This window comes from Paenibacillus sp. R-74696, assembly GCF_055814915.1.
Genome location: NZ_JBPULM010000008.1, coordinates 76,811 through 91,492, shown reverse-complemented (window position 1 = coordinate 91,492; position 14,682 = coordinate 76,811). Strand labels below are relative to the sequence as shown.

Annotated in this window: 14 protein-coding genes; 10 read left to right on the top strand and 4 right to left on the bottom strand. The window is 45.4% G+C overall.

All coding sequences use genetic code 11. The annotated features are described in order from the left end of the window. The first annotated feature begins 15 nt into the window (after positions 1-15). The 7 genes from ACSR9A_RS01505 to ppsA all read left to right on the top strand — a co-directional run bounded on the left by ACSR9A_RS01505 (position 16) and on the right by ppsA (position 7,889). Complete coding sequence (locus ACSR9A_RS01505) at positions 16-441, top strand: DMT family transporter (RefSeq protein WP_473755252.1); 426 nt, start codon at positions 16-18, stop codon at positions 439-441. A gap of 37 nt (positions 442-478) precedes the next feature. Next, positions 479-1,207: a Crp/Fnr family transcriptional regulator gene (locus ACSR9A_RS01500; protein WP_473755251.1), complete on the top strand. Its 729-nt coding sequence runs from the start codon at positions 479-481 to the stop codon at positions 1,205-1,207. Then, entirely contained in the window at positions 1,204-1,671 is a 468-nt protein-coding gene (locus ACSR9A_RS01495) for a DMT family transporter (RefSeq protein ID WP_341278691.1), read from the top strand. Before ACSR9A_RS01500 ends, ACSR9A_RS01495 begins: the two co-directional genes overlap by 4 nt. A 174-nt stretch (positions 1,672-1,845) precedes the next feature. Continuing rightward, entirely contained in the window at positions 1,846-2,328 is a 483-nt protein-coding gene (locus ACSR9A_RS01490) for a DUF2975 domain-containing protein (RefSeq protein ID WP_473755250.1), read from the top strand. A 10-nt stretch (positions 2,329-2,338) separates the two neighbouring features. Then, positions 2,339-2,545 carry a helix-turn-helix domain-containing protein gene (locus ACSR9A_RS01485; protein WP_341278689.1) on the top strand — a complete coding sequence of 69 codons (207 nt, stop codon included), beginning with the start codon at positions 2,339-2,341 and terminating at the stop codon, positions 2,543-2,545. Positions 2,546-2,833: 288 nt separating this feature from the next. Beyond that, positions 2,834-5,245, top strand: coding sequence for an RNA polymerase recycling motor HelD (gene helD, locus ACSR9A_RS01480; RefSeq protein WP_473755249.1), 2,412 nt, complete (start codon positions 2,834-2,836; stop codon positions 5,243-5,245). Positions 5,246-5,294: 49 nt separating this feature from the next. Then, positions 5,295-7,889 carry a phosphoenolpyruvate synthase gene (gene ppsA, locus ACSR9A_RS01475; protein WP_473755248.1) on the top strand — a complete coding sequence of 865 codons (2,595 nt, stop codon included), beginning with the start codon at positions 5,295-5,297 and terminating at the stop codon, positions 7,887-7,889. A gap of 91 nt (positions 7,890-7,980) precedes the next feature. Here ppsA and ACSR9A_RS01470 read toward each other — a convergent pair whose 3' ends face one another. Continuing rightward, positions 7,981-8,832: an aldo/keto reductase gene (locus tag ACSR9A_RS01470; RefSeq protein WP_473755247.1), complete on the bottom strand. Its 852-nt coding sequence runs from the start codon at positions 8,830-8,832 to the stop codon at positions 7,981-7,983. 235 nt (positions 8,833-9,067) lie between these two features. Between ACSR9A_RS01470 and ACSR9A_RS01465 the strand changes: the two genes are divergently transcribed. After that, a complete protein-coding gene (locus ACSR9A_RS01465; RefSeq protein ID WP_473755246.1) occupies positions 9,068-9,991 on the top strand; it encodes an AraC family transcriptional regulator in 924 nt (307 codons plus the stop codon). 71 nt (positions 9,992-10,062) lie between these two features. On the opposite strand, the gene ACSR9A_RS01460 is transcribed toward ACSR9A_RS01465, so the two are convergent. After that, complete coding sequence (locus ACSR9A_RS01460; RefSeq protein WP_473755245.1) at positions 10,063-10,797, bottom strand: EcsC family protein; 735 nt, start codon at positions 10,795-10,797, stop codon at positions 10,063-10,065. Positions 10,798-11,111: 314 nt separating this feature from the next. On the opposite strand from ACSR9A_RS01460, the gene ACSR9A_RS01455 reads away from it, so the two are divergent. Next, positions 11,112-12,323, top strand: a complete 1,212-nt coding sequence (locus tag ACSR9A_RS01455; RefSeq protein ID WP_473755244.1) for an MFS transporter — start codon at positions 11,112-11,114, stop codon at positions 12,321-12,323. A gap of 12 nt (positions 12,324-12,335) precedes the next feature. Here ACSR9A_RS01455 and ACSR9A_RS01450 read toward each other — a convergent pair whose 3' ends face one another. After that, positions 12,336-12,797 (bottom strand): Lrp/AsnC family transcriptional regulator, encoded by a 462-nt coding sequence (locus ACSR9A_RS01450; protein ID WP_473755243.1) that lies wholly within the window; start codon positions 12,795-12,797, stop codon positions 12,336-12,338. A 131-nt stretch (positions 12,798-12,928) separates the two neighbouring features. Continuing rightward, entirely contained in the window at positions 12,929-13,804 is an 876-nt protein-coding gene (locus ACSR9A_RS01445) for a LysR family transcriptional regulator (RefSeq protein ID WP_473755242.1), read from the bottom strand. Positions 13,805-13,935: 131 nt separating this feature from the next. Here ACSR9A_RS01445 and ACSR9A_RS01440 point away from each other — a divergent pair, with 131 nt between their 5' ends. Continuing rightward, on the top strand, positions 13,936-14,646 hold the full coding sequence (locus ACSR9A_RS01440) for a tautomerase family protein (protein WP_473755241.1): 711 nt from the start codon (positions 13,936-13,938) through the stop codon (positions 14,644-14,646). Positions 14,647-14,682: the final 36 nt, after the last annotated feature.

Here is a 14,682-nt window from a genome sequence, read left to right as displayed (position 1 = left end):
ACGGGGAGAGCGATCATGAAAGGGATTTTATTTGCGATATTAGGAGGGGCATGTATTACGCTGCAGGGTATAGCAAATACCAGAATTAGCGGAAGCATCGGAACGTGGCAAGCCGCTACACTTACCCAATTTACAGGCTTTTTCGTGGCTTTTATTATTTTAATGTGCGTAGGTGCTGGAAAATGGCGTGAATTTCGGCAGGTAAAGCCTTTATATTTGGCAGGAGGCTCTTTTGCAGCTATTATTATTTTCAGTAATGTAACGGCCATTCAACAGATTGGCGTAACGCTGATGGTATCGATGCTGCTGATCGCCCAACTCGGCATGACCTTTTTAATTGAGACGAATGGCTTTTTTGGTTTGAAGAAGCAAAAAATAAATGGGGCGCAATTGATCGGCATTGGCATGATGATAAGCGGTGTGTTTTTATTAAAAGGCTGATGCCGAAAGTGAGCTACGCTATGAAAGAAGTGGGAAAATGATTGAAATCAAAGACCGCGAGCTGCTTGGTCATTATTTGCAGCTGCACCAGCTGGAGACTGTATTTAATGAGCCGCTGCGTTCTTATTTAACCTTGTACGACTTTGAACAAGAGGAGCTCATATGCGGCCAAGGGGAAACGCCTCAGCATATGTATGTGCTGGTGAAGGGGAAAATTAAAGTATACACGAACTCGCTGGAGGGAAAGACGCTCATTATTTCTTTTAAGACGCCACTTGAGGTCATTGGCGATGTGGAATATATTCGCGGCACGGAGTTTCTCAATACAGTAGAGGCCGTATCACCCGTAATTATGATAGGAATTCAGCATCGCTGGCTAGATAAGCATGGGAGGGATTATGCGCCGCTGCTGCGATTTTTATTGGAGAAAATTACGCGGAAGTTTTATTTTAAATCCAATTCCATGAGCTTGAATGTCATGCAGCCTGTAGATGTACGCCTGGCAAGCTATTTGCTGTCGGTTTCCTACGACGAATCCGATGAGCAATTTAAAGGGGAGCTTAGCACGGACAATTTGAAGGATGTCGCGAATTTGATTGGCACAAGCTATCGGCACCTGAACCGGGTCATTCGGCAGTTTTGTGAGGAAGGTCTCGTTGAGCGTACGAAGCAATGGATTGTTATTAAAAATAAGGATGCCTTAAGCAAACGGGCCAATCATCATAATTATACATTAACGGATCAGAAGGGAGAGCAGGGTCAATGATGACAGGCATATTGTTTTCGCTTATGGCGGGCGCGCTCGTCAGCATACAAGCGATTTTTAACAGCAAGGTAAATGAACGGGCTGGAACGTGGGCAACCACGACGCTCGTACTGGGACTCGGGTTTCTGGCCTCTTTGACCATTGGTTTTATTTCGGAAGGGAGGCAGCTGTTTGCATGGCAGGATATGCAGACTTGGTTTTGGTTTAGCGGTTTAATCGGGGTTGGGGTTGTCATGAGCCTGATGCAGGCAATGAAGCGGCTTAGCCCGACAATAACGATTGCCATTGTTATGACTTCTGAGGTTTTATTTGCTCTATTATGGGATTCGCTTGGCTGGATGGGGCTTGCCCAGGTACCGTTTACAATCAACAAGCTGCTGGGCGTGCTGGTCATTATCGGTGGTATTTTTGTATTGAAATTTGGCGGCAGGCGTGAGCGGCAGGAAGTGTCCGAGGCGGCTTAGTCTCCAACGGTATTTTTGAGAGAGCAGTTCTCTGCAGAGAGGAATGCTCTTTTTTTTGAAAATGTGAACTTGTAAAACAACAATAATATATTAAATAGAATTAAATTTTTATTGTAAAACGATAAATAATATGTTAAAGTCGAATTAAATTTAATCCTAAGTGAGGGGCTTTTTATGGAACGAGGAACAACACTCTTTTTAAAGGCAGCGGTTATTGTTATGGGCATCCCAGTTCTTGCTTTGTGTATATTTATGGTGCCGGAAATTGCGAATTTTATAGCAGAGTTATATCCAGATCATGCTTATTTGAAATATCTCGTTTTCATCGATTTATATGCAGCAGCGATCCCTTTTTACTTTGCCCTGTATCAGGCTTTAAAACTTCTAAGCTATATTGACCACAATAAAGCTTTCTCGGAATTATCTGTACGTGTTTTAAAGAACATAAAAATTTGTGCAATCATGATCAGCAGCTTGTATGTGGTAGGCATGCCGCTTTTCTATCTGATAGCGGAGAAAGACGATGCCCCAGGTATCATCGTAATCGGATTGGTCATGATTTTTGCCTCTTTGGTGATCGCCGTGTTTGCTGCTGTTCTCCAGAAGCTTTTGACAGAGGCTATTGATATAAAATCAGAAAATGATTTGACAGTCTGAGGTGAATAACATGGGGATAATCATTAATATTGATGTGATGCTAGCTAAGAGGAAAATGAGTGTAACAGAGCTATCGGAGAGGGTTGGAATAACGATGGCTAATCTTTCTATATTGAAGAATGGAAAGGCAAAAGCGATAAGATTATCCACTTTAGAGGGGATTTGTAAGGCTTTAGAATGTCAGCCTGGAGATATTTTAGAATATAAAAGCGACTGAAGCTAAAAGTTTAGAGGGAAATTGAACCATAAGGGAACAAGAAAGCAGCCTGTCGAAATGATCGGCTGCTTTGCGTTGAAACAACAGTTTCTGTCCAGCATTGCCCAAGGGTAACAAAAAAATAATTGAACACAAAATAACACTATGATATACTCGATAGCGTTATTGACAAATTCAATCAATGTATGTATTCATTTTTATTCCTACTTTAATTGTACATCTGGAAATTTGATTTGTCAATGCTCTTTTTATTCCCAAAAAACGGAAAAAGGAGTGTGTTCACCAAAGATGGATACGAAGGATTGGCAGCAGGAACAGGAGCGGCTTGAACAGGTCAGAAACAAGCTTCAGGCGAGAATCGCCGAACTGGAGCCAGAGGTTGCCGGGCTGTACGATCAGGCTGCAGAAATCCGAAAGAGGTTTTGGGAAGAAGTCACGATCAATACAAGCACATACGAAGATTTTGAAGATACCTTCTATACCATTAACCAGCAGTCCGCTGTATTGGCCGAACGGGAGCGTGGCCATAAGCAGTTGAAGCAGCAATGGAAAAGCATGAACCGTCTGCTCCCCTCTCCTTATTTCGGACGTATCGACTTTCAGGAGAATGGCCTGGAACTCAGCGAGCAAATCTATATCGGCGTATCTTCCTTCATCGACGAAGGCGGATTAAGCTTTCTGATCTATGACTGGCGTACCCCTATCGCTAGCCTATACTACGACCATTCCCCCGGCCCGGCGTCTTATGTCACACCGGCTGGACGAATCGAAGGGACGATGGAGCTTAAACGGCAGTTTCAGATTCAAAATGGGCAAATTCAGAGCATGTTTGACACAAGCGAAACGATTGGAGACGAATTGCTGCAGCAAGTGCTCGGTAAAGCTGCTGACTCGCAAATGAAGAGTATCGTGGCAACCATTCAGAAGGAGCAAAACACCATTATCCGCAACGACAAAAGCCGGATGCTTATCGTACAGGGGGCGGCAGGCAGCGGTAAGACTTCTGCGGCATTGCAGCGAGTGGCGTACTTGCTGTACAAACACCGCCAGACGATCAGGGCTGATCAAATCGTGCTTTTCTCACCTAATCCGATGTTTAACAGTTATATCTCCACCGTCCTTCCGGAGCTAGGTGAAGAGAATATGCAGCAGACGACTTTTCAAGAATATCTCGACTATTGGCTAGGTTCCTCGTTACGGCCGGAGGATGCTTTTGATCAGATCGAATTTGTACTGACCTCGCAAGGAGAGCCGGGGTATAAGGCTCGTCTTCAGGGAATCGAATATAAGACTTCCGAGGCTTTTCTGAAAGCCCTGAATAACTATGGAAAGTGGTTGGGACGGGAAGGCATGCAATTCAACGGTATTCGGATTCGGGACCGAGAGTTGATCACCGCGGAGCGAATGAGTGCGAAATTTTATGGGTATGACCGATCTCTGCCGCTAATCAATCGTGTCGCACTCTTGCAGGAATGGCTGCTTGATGAGCTGGCTTTGCTGGAACGCATGGAACGGCAAGCGCCTTGGGTGCAGGAAGAGCTTAGTTATCTAGACACCGAGCATTACGCGGAAGTTTTCGAAATGCTGCATAAGGAGAAGGAAGTATTCGACCTTACGGAGCATATTGCTCAAGTTCGCGAGAAAATGAACAACAAGCGCCGGGAAGATGAAGGAGACTTTAACTTTGGGCAGAGGGAGGAAGAGCTGCTTCGCCGAAGGATCGTGAAAGAAAGCTTTAAGCCGCTCAAGAAAAGTGTGAAGAAATTCTCGTTTGTAGATGTCAAAGGCATATACGGCCAATTATTTGATGATGAAGCGGCTTATCGGGAGAAAACGAATGGGACAGATATCCCTCCGCTATGGCCTGAAATATGCAACCAAACCAAGGAAAGGCTGCTTCGAAGCGAGTTGTTTCATGAGGATGCGACTCCATATTTGTATGTAAAAGAACTGATCGAAGGCGTTCGGACGAACACGGATATCCGCTATGTCTTCGTTGATGAAGGTCAGGATTATTCGATGTTTCAATATGAATATTTAAAAAAGCTGTTTCCCCGTGCCCGGATGACGATGCTAGGCGATTACGGGCAAGCGATCTTCATGCAGGCTACAAGCTTGGCTGCATCCGACTCGCCGCTGGTCCGCCTTTTCGGGGAAGCCGAAACATGCCTTGTCTGCCTTGTACGCAGTTATCGTTCAACGAGGGAGATTGTTGAATTCACGAAATCGATGCTTCCGGGCGGAGAAGAGATTGCTCCTTTTGAAAGGGGAGGTCAAAAGCCTCTCCTGAAGACACTCGGCAGCAGGGAGAAGCGTGCTGCGCAAATTGTGGCGGACATTGCGGCGCTCAAGGTGGAAGGCTTCGATTCCATTGCCGTCATTACGAAGACCGCAGCCGAATGCCGGTTGGCCCATGAAGCGTTGCGGATTCAAGGAGGCGAGGCTCTGCAGCACATTACAAAGGAGACGTTGGGCTTTGAAAAAACGGTGATGGTCATTCCTGTGTATCTCGCTAAGGGTGTCGAGTTCGATGCAGTTTTGGTCTACGATGCTTCGCCCGAAGCTTACGGCCGGAACAACGAACGCAAGCTTCTTTATACGGCTTGTACGCGGGCCATGCACCGGCTTCATCTTTACACGACGGGCGATTGGTCGCCGTTCGTTCAGGCATTGCCTGCGAATTTGTACGAGAAAGCTTGAAACGCTTGTCACATTTTTTACTCCATATAATGGTTAGGAGAGATAGAGTATGAGTTCTTTCGTTCTGGGTTTTCAGGAAATGGAAAAAACGCAGCTGTTGGTCGTTGGCGGAAAAGGGTTGAATTTAGGGGAATTATCAAAAATGGAAGGCATACAAGTACCCGAAGGATTTTGTGTTACAACAGTGGGGTATCAAAAAGCCATCGATCAACACGAAACGTATCATGCTTTGCTCAGTCGACTAGCCATGCTAAAGGTAGAAGATCGAGATCAAATTGGTGAAATCAGCAGGGAAATTCGGCAAATCATTATGGAAATAGAAATTCCTTCCGATGTTGTGCAAGCAGTTACTCACTATCTCTCCCAGTTTGGTGATGGGCATGCTTATGCAGTGCGTTCTAGCGCGACTGCAGAAGATTTGCCATATGCCTCCTTTGCTGGTCAGCATGACACCTATTTAAATATCATCGGCAAAGAAGCCATTTTGCAGCATATCAGCAAATGTTGGGCATCCTTATTTACAGATCGTGCGGTAATCTACCGCATGCAAAACAAATTTGACCACAGCCAAGTGTATTTATCCGTTATCGTTCAAAGGATGGTTTTCCCACAGGCTTCAGGCATTTTATTCACCGCTGATCCGATTACTTCCAATCGAAAGCTTCTATCCATTGATGCCGGTTTTGGACTTGGAGAAGCATTGGTCTCTGGCTTGGTATCCGCCGATTGTTATCAAGTACAGGAAGAGGAAATCGTCGATAAGAGGATAGCAACCAAAAAAATAGCTATCTATGGACTTAAAGAAGGCGGAACAGAGACACAGCAGATTGATCCTGATCAGCATACGACTCAAACCCTTACTGAACAACAAATTCTACAACTCGCACGCATAGGAAGAAAGATTGAACAACATTTCGGCTGTCCTCAGGACATCGAATGGTGCTTGGACCAGGATACCTTCTATATTGTCCAGAGCCGACCAATCACTACTTTATACCCGATCCCTGAAGCGAATGATCAAGAAAATCACATCTATGTATCGGTCGGTCATCAACAAATGATGACTGATCCGATCAAACCATTAGGCTTGTCTTTTTATCTGTTAACGACTCCTGCGCCCATGCGTACAGCTGGTGGAAGGTTGTTTGTTGATATAGCACCTAGGATGGCTACATCTGTCGGCCGGGAAGCTTTATTAAATGCCTTGGGATCCGATCCGCTAATAAAAGGCGCACTCATGACCCTAATAGAGCGCGATTTTGTAAAATTGTTGCCAAATGATCAAACAGCACCGATTCTGGGCAGAAGTCATACAGATATGCTGGCACCATTCGAGAATGACCCTACAATCGTTTCTGATTTGATTAAGAGTAATGAGACATCGGTAGAAGAGTTAAAACAAAATATCCAAACAAAATCGGGATCGGATTTAATGGATTTTATTCTGGAAGATTTCCAGCAATTAAAGAAGATTTTATTTGATCCAAAAAGCTCGAGTGTGTTTATGGCTGCTATGGAAGCTTCATCATGGATCAATGAAAAAATGAACGAGTGGTTAGGTGAAATAAACGCAGCAGACACGCTTTCGCAATCTGTGACCGGCAATATTACTTCGGAAATGGGTCTGGAGCTAATGAATGTCGCAGATATCATTCGTCCTTACCCAGAAGTAATTGATTATTTACAGCATGTAAAAGAGGATAACTTTTTGGATGAACTCGTTAAGTTAAATGGTGGACGGGAAACGCGAGATGCTATCTACGCTTATCTCCATAAATACGGAATGAGATGTGCTGGAGAAATCGATATGACTACAACGCGTTGGAGTGAAAAACCAATTACACTTGTCCCGATGATTTTGGGTAACATCAAAAACTTTGAGCCTGATGCTGGCAAGCGGAAATTTGAGCAAGGGCGGCAGGAGGCTTTAGAAAAAGAGCAAGAGTTATTAGGCCGATTGAAGCCATTGCCGGATGGTGAACGAAAAGCCACAGAGACAAAACGAATGATCAGGCTCATCCGGAATTTTATCGGCTATCGTGAATATCCAAAATACGGCATGATTAATCGCTACTTCGTATATAAGCAAGCTTTACTGAAAGAAGCCGAACAGCTCGTACAAGCGGGCGTTATTCAAGAAAAAGAAGATGTATACTATCTCACTTTTGAAGAGCTTCGCAATGTTGTACGCACCAATAAACTGAATTACCCGATCATCAGCAAACGAAAAGACGAGTACCGCTTATATGGAAAACTGACTCCTCCACGTGTGATTACGTCTGATGGTGAAATCATTTCGGGCAAGTACGAACGAGAAAATCTTCCAGCCGAAGCCATGGTAGGCCTGCCGGTTTCTTCCGGTGTGATTGAAGGGAGAGCGCGTGTCATCTTACGAATGGAAGATGCTGATCTAGAAGAGGGAGATATTTTAGTCACCGCCTTTACCGACCCTGGCTGGACACCATTGTTTGTATCCATTAAAGGACTAGTTACCGAGGTTGGTGGACTGATGACTCATGGGGCAGTTATTGCACGTGAATATGGCTTGCCAGCAGTTGTAGGCGTGGAGAATGCTACCAAACTGATAAAGGACGGGCAGCGAATTCGCGTGCATGGAACAGAAGGGTATATCGAAATATTGTAATGGCTGAAATTAAAGCAACTGTGATAATAAGCTAATTGAATGGAAAAAAGGCTGCAGCTAGTTCGCTGCTGCAGCCCCATGTTCGTATCCATTAAATATCAAGGTTACGGGTGCCGAGCCATTTCACCATCTCAGGATCGCGATGTGAAAAGAACAGGCTCTGTTTCGTATCCAACCTACTTATCGCTTCCATATCCTCTTGTGTTAATTCGAAATCAAAGCAGTTGAAGTTTTCGATCAATCTTTCTTTGCGAACAGACTTTGGAATCACAACAACGTCTCTTTGTGTCAACCAACGTAAAACCACCTGAGCAACGGATTTATTATATTTTTCAGCTATAGATACCAATACCTCATTTTGGAACAGATTATTTTTTCCTTCAGCAAATGGGGCCCAGGATTGAATCTGTACATGGTTCTCTTTCATGAATGCTGCACTTTCGATTTGCTGGTTGAACGGGTGCGTTTCAACCTGGTTGACGGCAGGAGCTACTTCATTATGAATAATGAGATCGATCAGACGGTCCGGGTGGAAATTGCTTACGCCAATCGCCCTAATTTTACCTTCACGATTTAATTCCTCCATCGCACGCCATGAGCCATGCACATCGCCAAATGGCTGATGAATTAAATACAAGTCCAAATAATCCAATTGCAATCTTTCCAGTGATTTTTCGAAAGCTCGTTTTGTACGTTCATAACCAGCATCCTGAACCCAAAGCTTTGTAGTAATAAACAATTCCTCTCTTGCTACGCCACTCCGTTTAATCGCTCTGCCAACGGCTTCTTCATTTAAATAAGAGGCAGCTGTATCAATCAGTCGATAGCCTGCCGTAATAGCATCATAAACGCTTTGTTCACACTCCGTTTGATCTGCAATTTGAAATACACCAAAGCCCAATATAGGCATCTCAACACCATTGTTCAAAATGACCTTTTGCATTTAAAACCCTCCAGTTTTTTATAATTAGACATCTATTTCATACAGCTGTATCTTTCCCGAAAAAATAAGTGGAGATTTAACCGTAGTACTCTTCGGCATAACATTATTATGCATTTCTGAACATATAGCTGATATCGAAATAGTCTTAAATGGTTGCCTATTCCTCTCACTGCCAATCGATATTTGCAAACTAATAACGTATAATAAAACAAATTAAAACATCAAGGAGTGGCCTATGGTTGAAGAAATAATGACCCAACAGGATAACCTCACAGGACTCATAAAGCGTCATTGCAAACAATCAGGTGTATGGCAGACAACGATTCCTTCTCTATTTCTTATTCGTTCAGACAAGGTCGATGAGCCAGCATACAAAGTATTTAATCCTTCCTTTTGTTTCGTTACTCATGGGCTTAAGGAAGTCTACCTAGCTGAAGAACGTCTAGAATATGGCCCATCCAATTACCTCATAACATCCATGAACCTTCCAGTGATCGGACAGGTTGTTAAGGCATCACCTGATGCTCCATATTTGAGCTTAAAACTTGATTTTAGCCAGAATGAAATTCTAGAGGTTTTGAAAGACGCCAAGATTCATGCGAATTTAAAGGATAATGCTTCACGAGCTATGTTTGTCGCTCAGATCGAATCTTCTATATTGGATGCTGTGCTGCGATTGGTTCAATTGCTCGATTCCCCTCAAGATATTCCGTTTCTTGCCCCTATTCATAAGAAAGAGATCATTTATAGACTCCTTCAAGGGCAATATGGAGCAACACTGGCACAAATTGCATTGGAAGGAAGCAACACCTACCGCATCAAGGGGGCAATCGACCAAATCATCCGACATTATGATCAACCTTTAACAATTGAGAAACTGGCTGATGTCGCTTGCATGAGCATTTCTTCGTTCCACAGACTCTTTAAAGAAATCACAGCCATGAGCCCTCTCCAATTTCAAAAACAGCTTCGGCTGCAAGAGGCTCGGAACCTATTGCTAATGGAGTCAGCAGATGCCACTGAGGTTGCTTATAGGGTTGGTTATGAAAGTGCATCCCAGTTTAGTCGTGAATATTCTCGTATGTTTGGTCTTCCCCCTAAGACGGATATAAAGCGACTGAAGGAAATTTATGAGCAAAAAGAGAGGAGCCTAAAATAATTTTTATGTAAAAAGCAGGATTGCAGCCGATCAATATGATCGGCTGCGACGGTGGCGATTAGCCCGAAGCTTCAAGAGCCCTCGTTCAATCTTCGCAACCGATAAGCATTCATTGCGGCTTCTCCTAGCTCCTCGAGAATGGTGTAATTCGCCCAAGCGCCCGCCACTGCTCCAATCCCCGGCACCATTTGCAGCATTTTCCGAAAGTCGATGGAGTCGCGGTATTCCTTCTGGAACGTCTCCCAGTCCATGTTTTTGGAGTATTCGGTTTCCGAGAAGAACAATTCTTTTTCAGTATCCCAGCATTTAATCGAGTGTAACAGCTTGGCACGTTGCTCGGCTCCGGAGAATGCCATTTGGAATACTTTAAGAATGAAAACTCGCTCGGAAAACTGCTTCGTATCATACCCATAGACATGTGCCAGTTCAAACAAAAATTTCATCTTGATTGCAATTAACGCAGGGAAGTCCACAATGCTAAGCGCAATACCACCCGCTCCGGTGCCTGCTCCTTCGGCGGTCGCAATTTTTTGATATAAGGAAAACAATTGTTTCGCTTCTTGATCAGCGAGCTCTAGAGAAAGGCCTTGCAGCACCGATCTCTTAGGAGTATATTCCGCGCCGAACAGCGCTGTACGCACGATCGACTTTATAGTGGCTGTAATGACGTTGTGCACCTTGGGTGGAATTAAGTCGTTAATTCGCTTTCCGATCGTCTTTGATGTTTTCTCCAGCCATCCGGGCGGTTTGAAAAACTGGCGCTCCCAAGCGGCGATTTCTTTGTGCACGTTATGTTCGTAATTCATTGTCATTCGCTCCTACAACAGATTTGGCTATATTGTACAGGAGGTTGCCGTGATTTGGAACAGACTGCAGCAGGTGGCGGAGCCCGACGAAAGTCGTGGATCCGCTTAACTCTTAGCTCGTCTACCACTGTGGAAGCATTGAACTTTTAAATTAACGGTAGAGATGAACATCTACATGCAATTCCATTGAAAAATGACTTATCTGCCTTGTTCAACTCATGTAAACCACGTTCCTATTTATGTAAACTTAAAGCAGCAAAACGATGGATGGCTTTGCTGGCAAGTTCACATTTTATTTAGGGAGTGGTTTTACATTGAACAAGCATCATCATGCTTCTGCTCGCAGTGCAGAAGCCATTGCCCGAGCATCTAATCGTCTGCCTTGGGCCGCATTATTAGCGCTCGCTATGGCAGGGTTTATATGTATTTTGACGGAGACGATTCCCGCGGGCCTGCTGCCGCAAATTGGGGAGGGGCTGCACATTTCAGAGGCGCTAGCGGGTCAACTGGTCACTGCGTACGCGCTGGGTACCTTATTGACAGCTATTCCTTTGACTGCGGCTACGAGCAGCTGGCGCAGGCGTCCTCTGCTGCTGCTATGTATGGTCGGCTTTCTGTTGTTCAACAGCGTAACGGCGTTTTCCTCCAGTTATGGGCTGACGATAATTGCCCGTTTTATGGCGGGAGTAAGCTCCGGCATATTATGGGGCATGTCAGCTGGCTATGCTCGCCGCATGGTGCCTGATGCACTGAAGGGCCGCGCAATGGCTATAGCGATGCTTGGGGCACCGATCGCGCTTGCACTTGGTGTTCCTGCGGGTACTTTCCTTGGTGTGTTTGCGGGCTGGCGGTTTGTTTTTGGAATGATGTCGCTGCTTGCTGTGCTGCTCATCTTATGGATCATGTGGAAGATGCCGGACTTTGCAGGGCAAGCTTCAGCCAAGAGACGCTCCCTCTACAACGTATTTATTATCCAAGGAGTAAGGCCCGTCTTAGCCGTTGTCCTGGCCTGGGTGCTTGCACACAACATTCTTTATACGTATATAGCGCCTTTTTTGGCTGTGATCGGGCTTGTGGAACGCGTAGATGTCGTTTTGCTTGTTTTTGGAGTGACATCGGTTGCGGGCATCTTATTCATTGGCCTGTTAATTGACCGCATGCAGCGGGCTTTGGTCATCATAAGCCTCGCGGGTTTCGCCATCGCATCCGTCCTGCTGGGCATAGGCAGCAGCCAGCCTATGCTCGTCTATGCAGCCATTGCTTTGTGGGGGTTGACCTTTGGCGGGGCGGCGACGCTGCTGCAGACAGCGGTGGCCGAAGCCGCTGGCGATCATGCAGATGTGGCGCAATCGATGCTGGTGACGGCCTGGAATTTGGCGATTGGCGGGGGCGGATTAATCGGTGCGATTTTGCTTGAAACGCTTGGTGTAATTTCCTTTCCATGGGTACTGTTCCTGTTGGTAATCGCTGCTCTGCTCATTGCGTGGTTTGCCAAGGAGCATGGTTTTCGTGCGAATAGAAGCTGAGCTGTATGAGCATCAGCCTAAATCGGTGAGGTAAGGTGCTTCCGCAAGGGAGGGGATAAGCTGCCTATGGTCAATGGGTGACGACATCACAATTAAAATCGTATACGTACCATATTTATCACATTGATTGCCGAACTCTTCAAGGGAGTGGGTGGAGTCGGTCAGCACTTTCAATAAGTAATTGTGCTGGCCGCTGATGCGGTGGCACTCCATAACATCGGAAGAGGAATGGACAAAATCAAGAAAGGCATGGCAATCCCGCGTCTGAAACAGCATATAGGCGATGGATTGCTTGCCGATTTTTTCCGGAGAAATGATCGTACGATATTCCTCGATAATGCCTTTTTCCTCCAGCCGTCTGACTCTTTCTGTTACAGCGGGTTGAGACAGGCCCACACTTTTGCCAAGCTCCGTCATGGAAATTCTCGCTTGATTTTGCAAATGGAATAAAATTTGTTTATCCACATGATCCATGAAAAATGCCTCCTTTAAATTAAAAGTTTCAACTAATGTAAGCAATGCATTTATAAGTATTATAAATTTTTTCCTAATAATTATAGGTGATTAAGCCATTAATACGACTATCATAAACCTATAAGCTTACTTTAAGCAAGTGACAGCTCCTCTTTAATAAACTGCATCAATTGATGCTTCGATGTGGACGCATAGGCCTCATTGCGCAGCTGCAGCAGGCCAATGGGAATGGAAGCATCCTTGAGCTGTACATCAAGGGCAACAAGATTCGGTGCCAGCTGTGTCGAAGCAAGAACAACGCCTATAGCGGCTGTCTGCTGGATAAATGCCGGAATGGCAGAAATTTGGCTGATCGTATGCAGGAGAGGAGCATCGTCATAGCGTGAAAACTGTTTGGATAATCGCAAATAATATAGGCATGTAGCTCCTCCAATAAGGAGAGGATAAGCAAGCAGCTCTGCAAAATCTATGCCTTTCCTGCTCGCAAGCGGATGGTCGTTAGCTGCCACAAAAGCGATTCTCTCTTCAAATAAGGGCTCAAAGCGAAAGGCAGCCGAATCAGCAGGTTCCCCACAAATGGCAAAGTCTAGCCTGCCTTGCAGCACTGCGCGAGACAAAGTATCGGTGTTGCCGATAACAAAATGGCAGGAAACACGGGGCTTAAGCACCTGAAACCGCCGGAGTGAAGCAGGCAGTACCTGCTTTGCAAGCGATTCTAACGCTCCTATGCTGACTGTCCCAATCTCCTCCTGCTGCAAAGCCTTTGCCTGCTCCGCTACATAATGCCAATGTCCAATCAGCTTGTCTACCTCGGCGGCGAACAGCTGCCCTGCGGCCGTAAGCTCGGCATCCCAGCCCCGATTGAACAGCTGAATGCCAAGCTCCTTCTCCAGCCGCTGTACCTGACTCGTGACAGTAGACTGGGCATAATGTAGCTTGAGGGCGGCTTTGGAAAAGTTGCCTTCTTGAACAATCGTTTGAAACGTCGTTAATTCCTTCAAATCCATGCTGAACAGCTCCTTGTTTATCGCTCATCATATCGTTCGATAAAATTGAACAAGAACATAATTATATTCAATTATACAAATAAATGAGGAAGGCGTACAATGAGGACATTCAATGGAAGGAGGAAGCCAGCATGCCATTCGTCAGAGTCAGTTATTTGGAAAATAAATATGATGAGCCGCAATTGTCGGCTATTAGCCAAGTCATTATGCACGCACTGATGGAGCATTTCCATGTGCCGGAGGACGATTTTTTCCAAGTATTCCATGGGCATCGAGCGGGCGAGTTTTATTATAGTCCCCATTATTTAAACATAAGGCGAACCGATGAACTGCTCTATATCCAAATTACTTTGAAATCGGGAAGAAGCACGTTGCAGAAGCAGCATTTTTATAAAAGGGTAGCGCAGCGTTTGGCAAGCGAGCTAGCCATTCGAGAGGAAGATGTATTCATTATGCTCGTCGGGACGGAGCTTGCGGATTGGACATTCGGCAGTGGAATCGCGCAAATGATTGCGCCTCAAGATACGATTGCTTCAAACGTTCGGCAGACGTTCGGGGATATTGCACCCGCATTTGTCCAATATTCAGAGGAAGTGCTCTTCGGAGAGGTTTGGAAAAGAGAGCAGCTGTCGCTTCGGGATCGCAGCCTGCTCACGATATCCGCATTAGTGGCGGGCGGATCGACGGAGCAGCTGCCCTTCCATATTCGTCTAGGGCAGCAGCATGGCTTGACGGAGGAGCAGATCGTGGAGGCATTAACCCATCTTGCCTTTTACGCGGGCTGGCCGCGTGCCGCAGCTGCAATACAGGTAGCGAAGCAGCTGTTTCAAGAAATGAGCTGACCCCCCCAAATGGGGGATTTTCTTATTGCTTGCTTC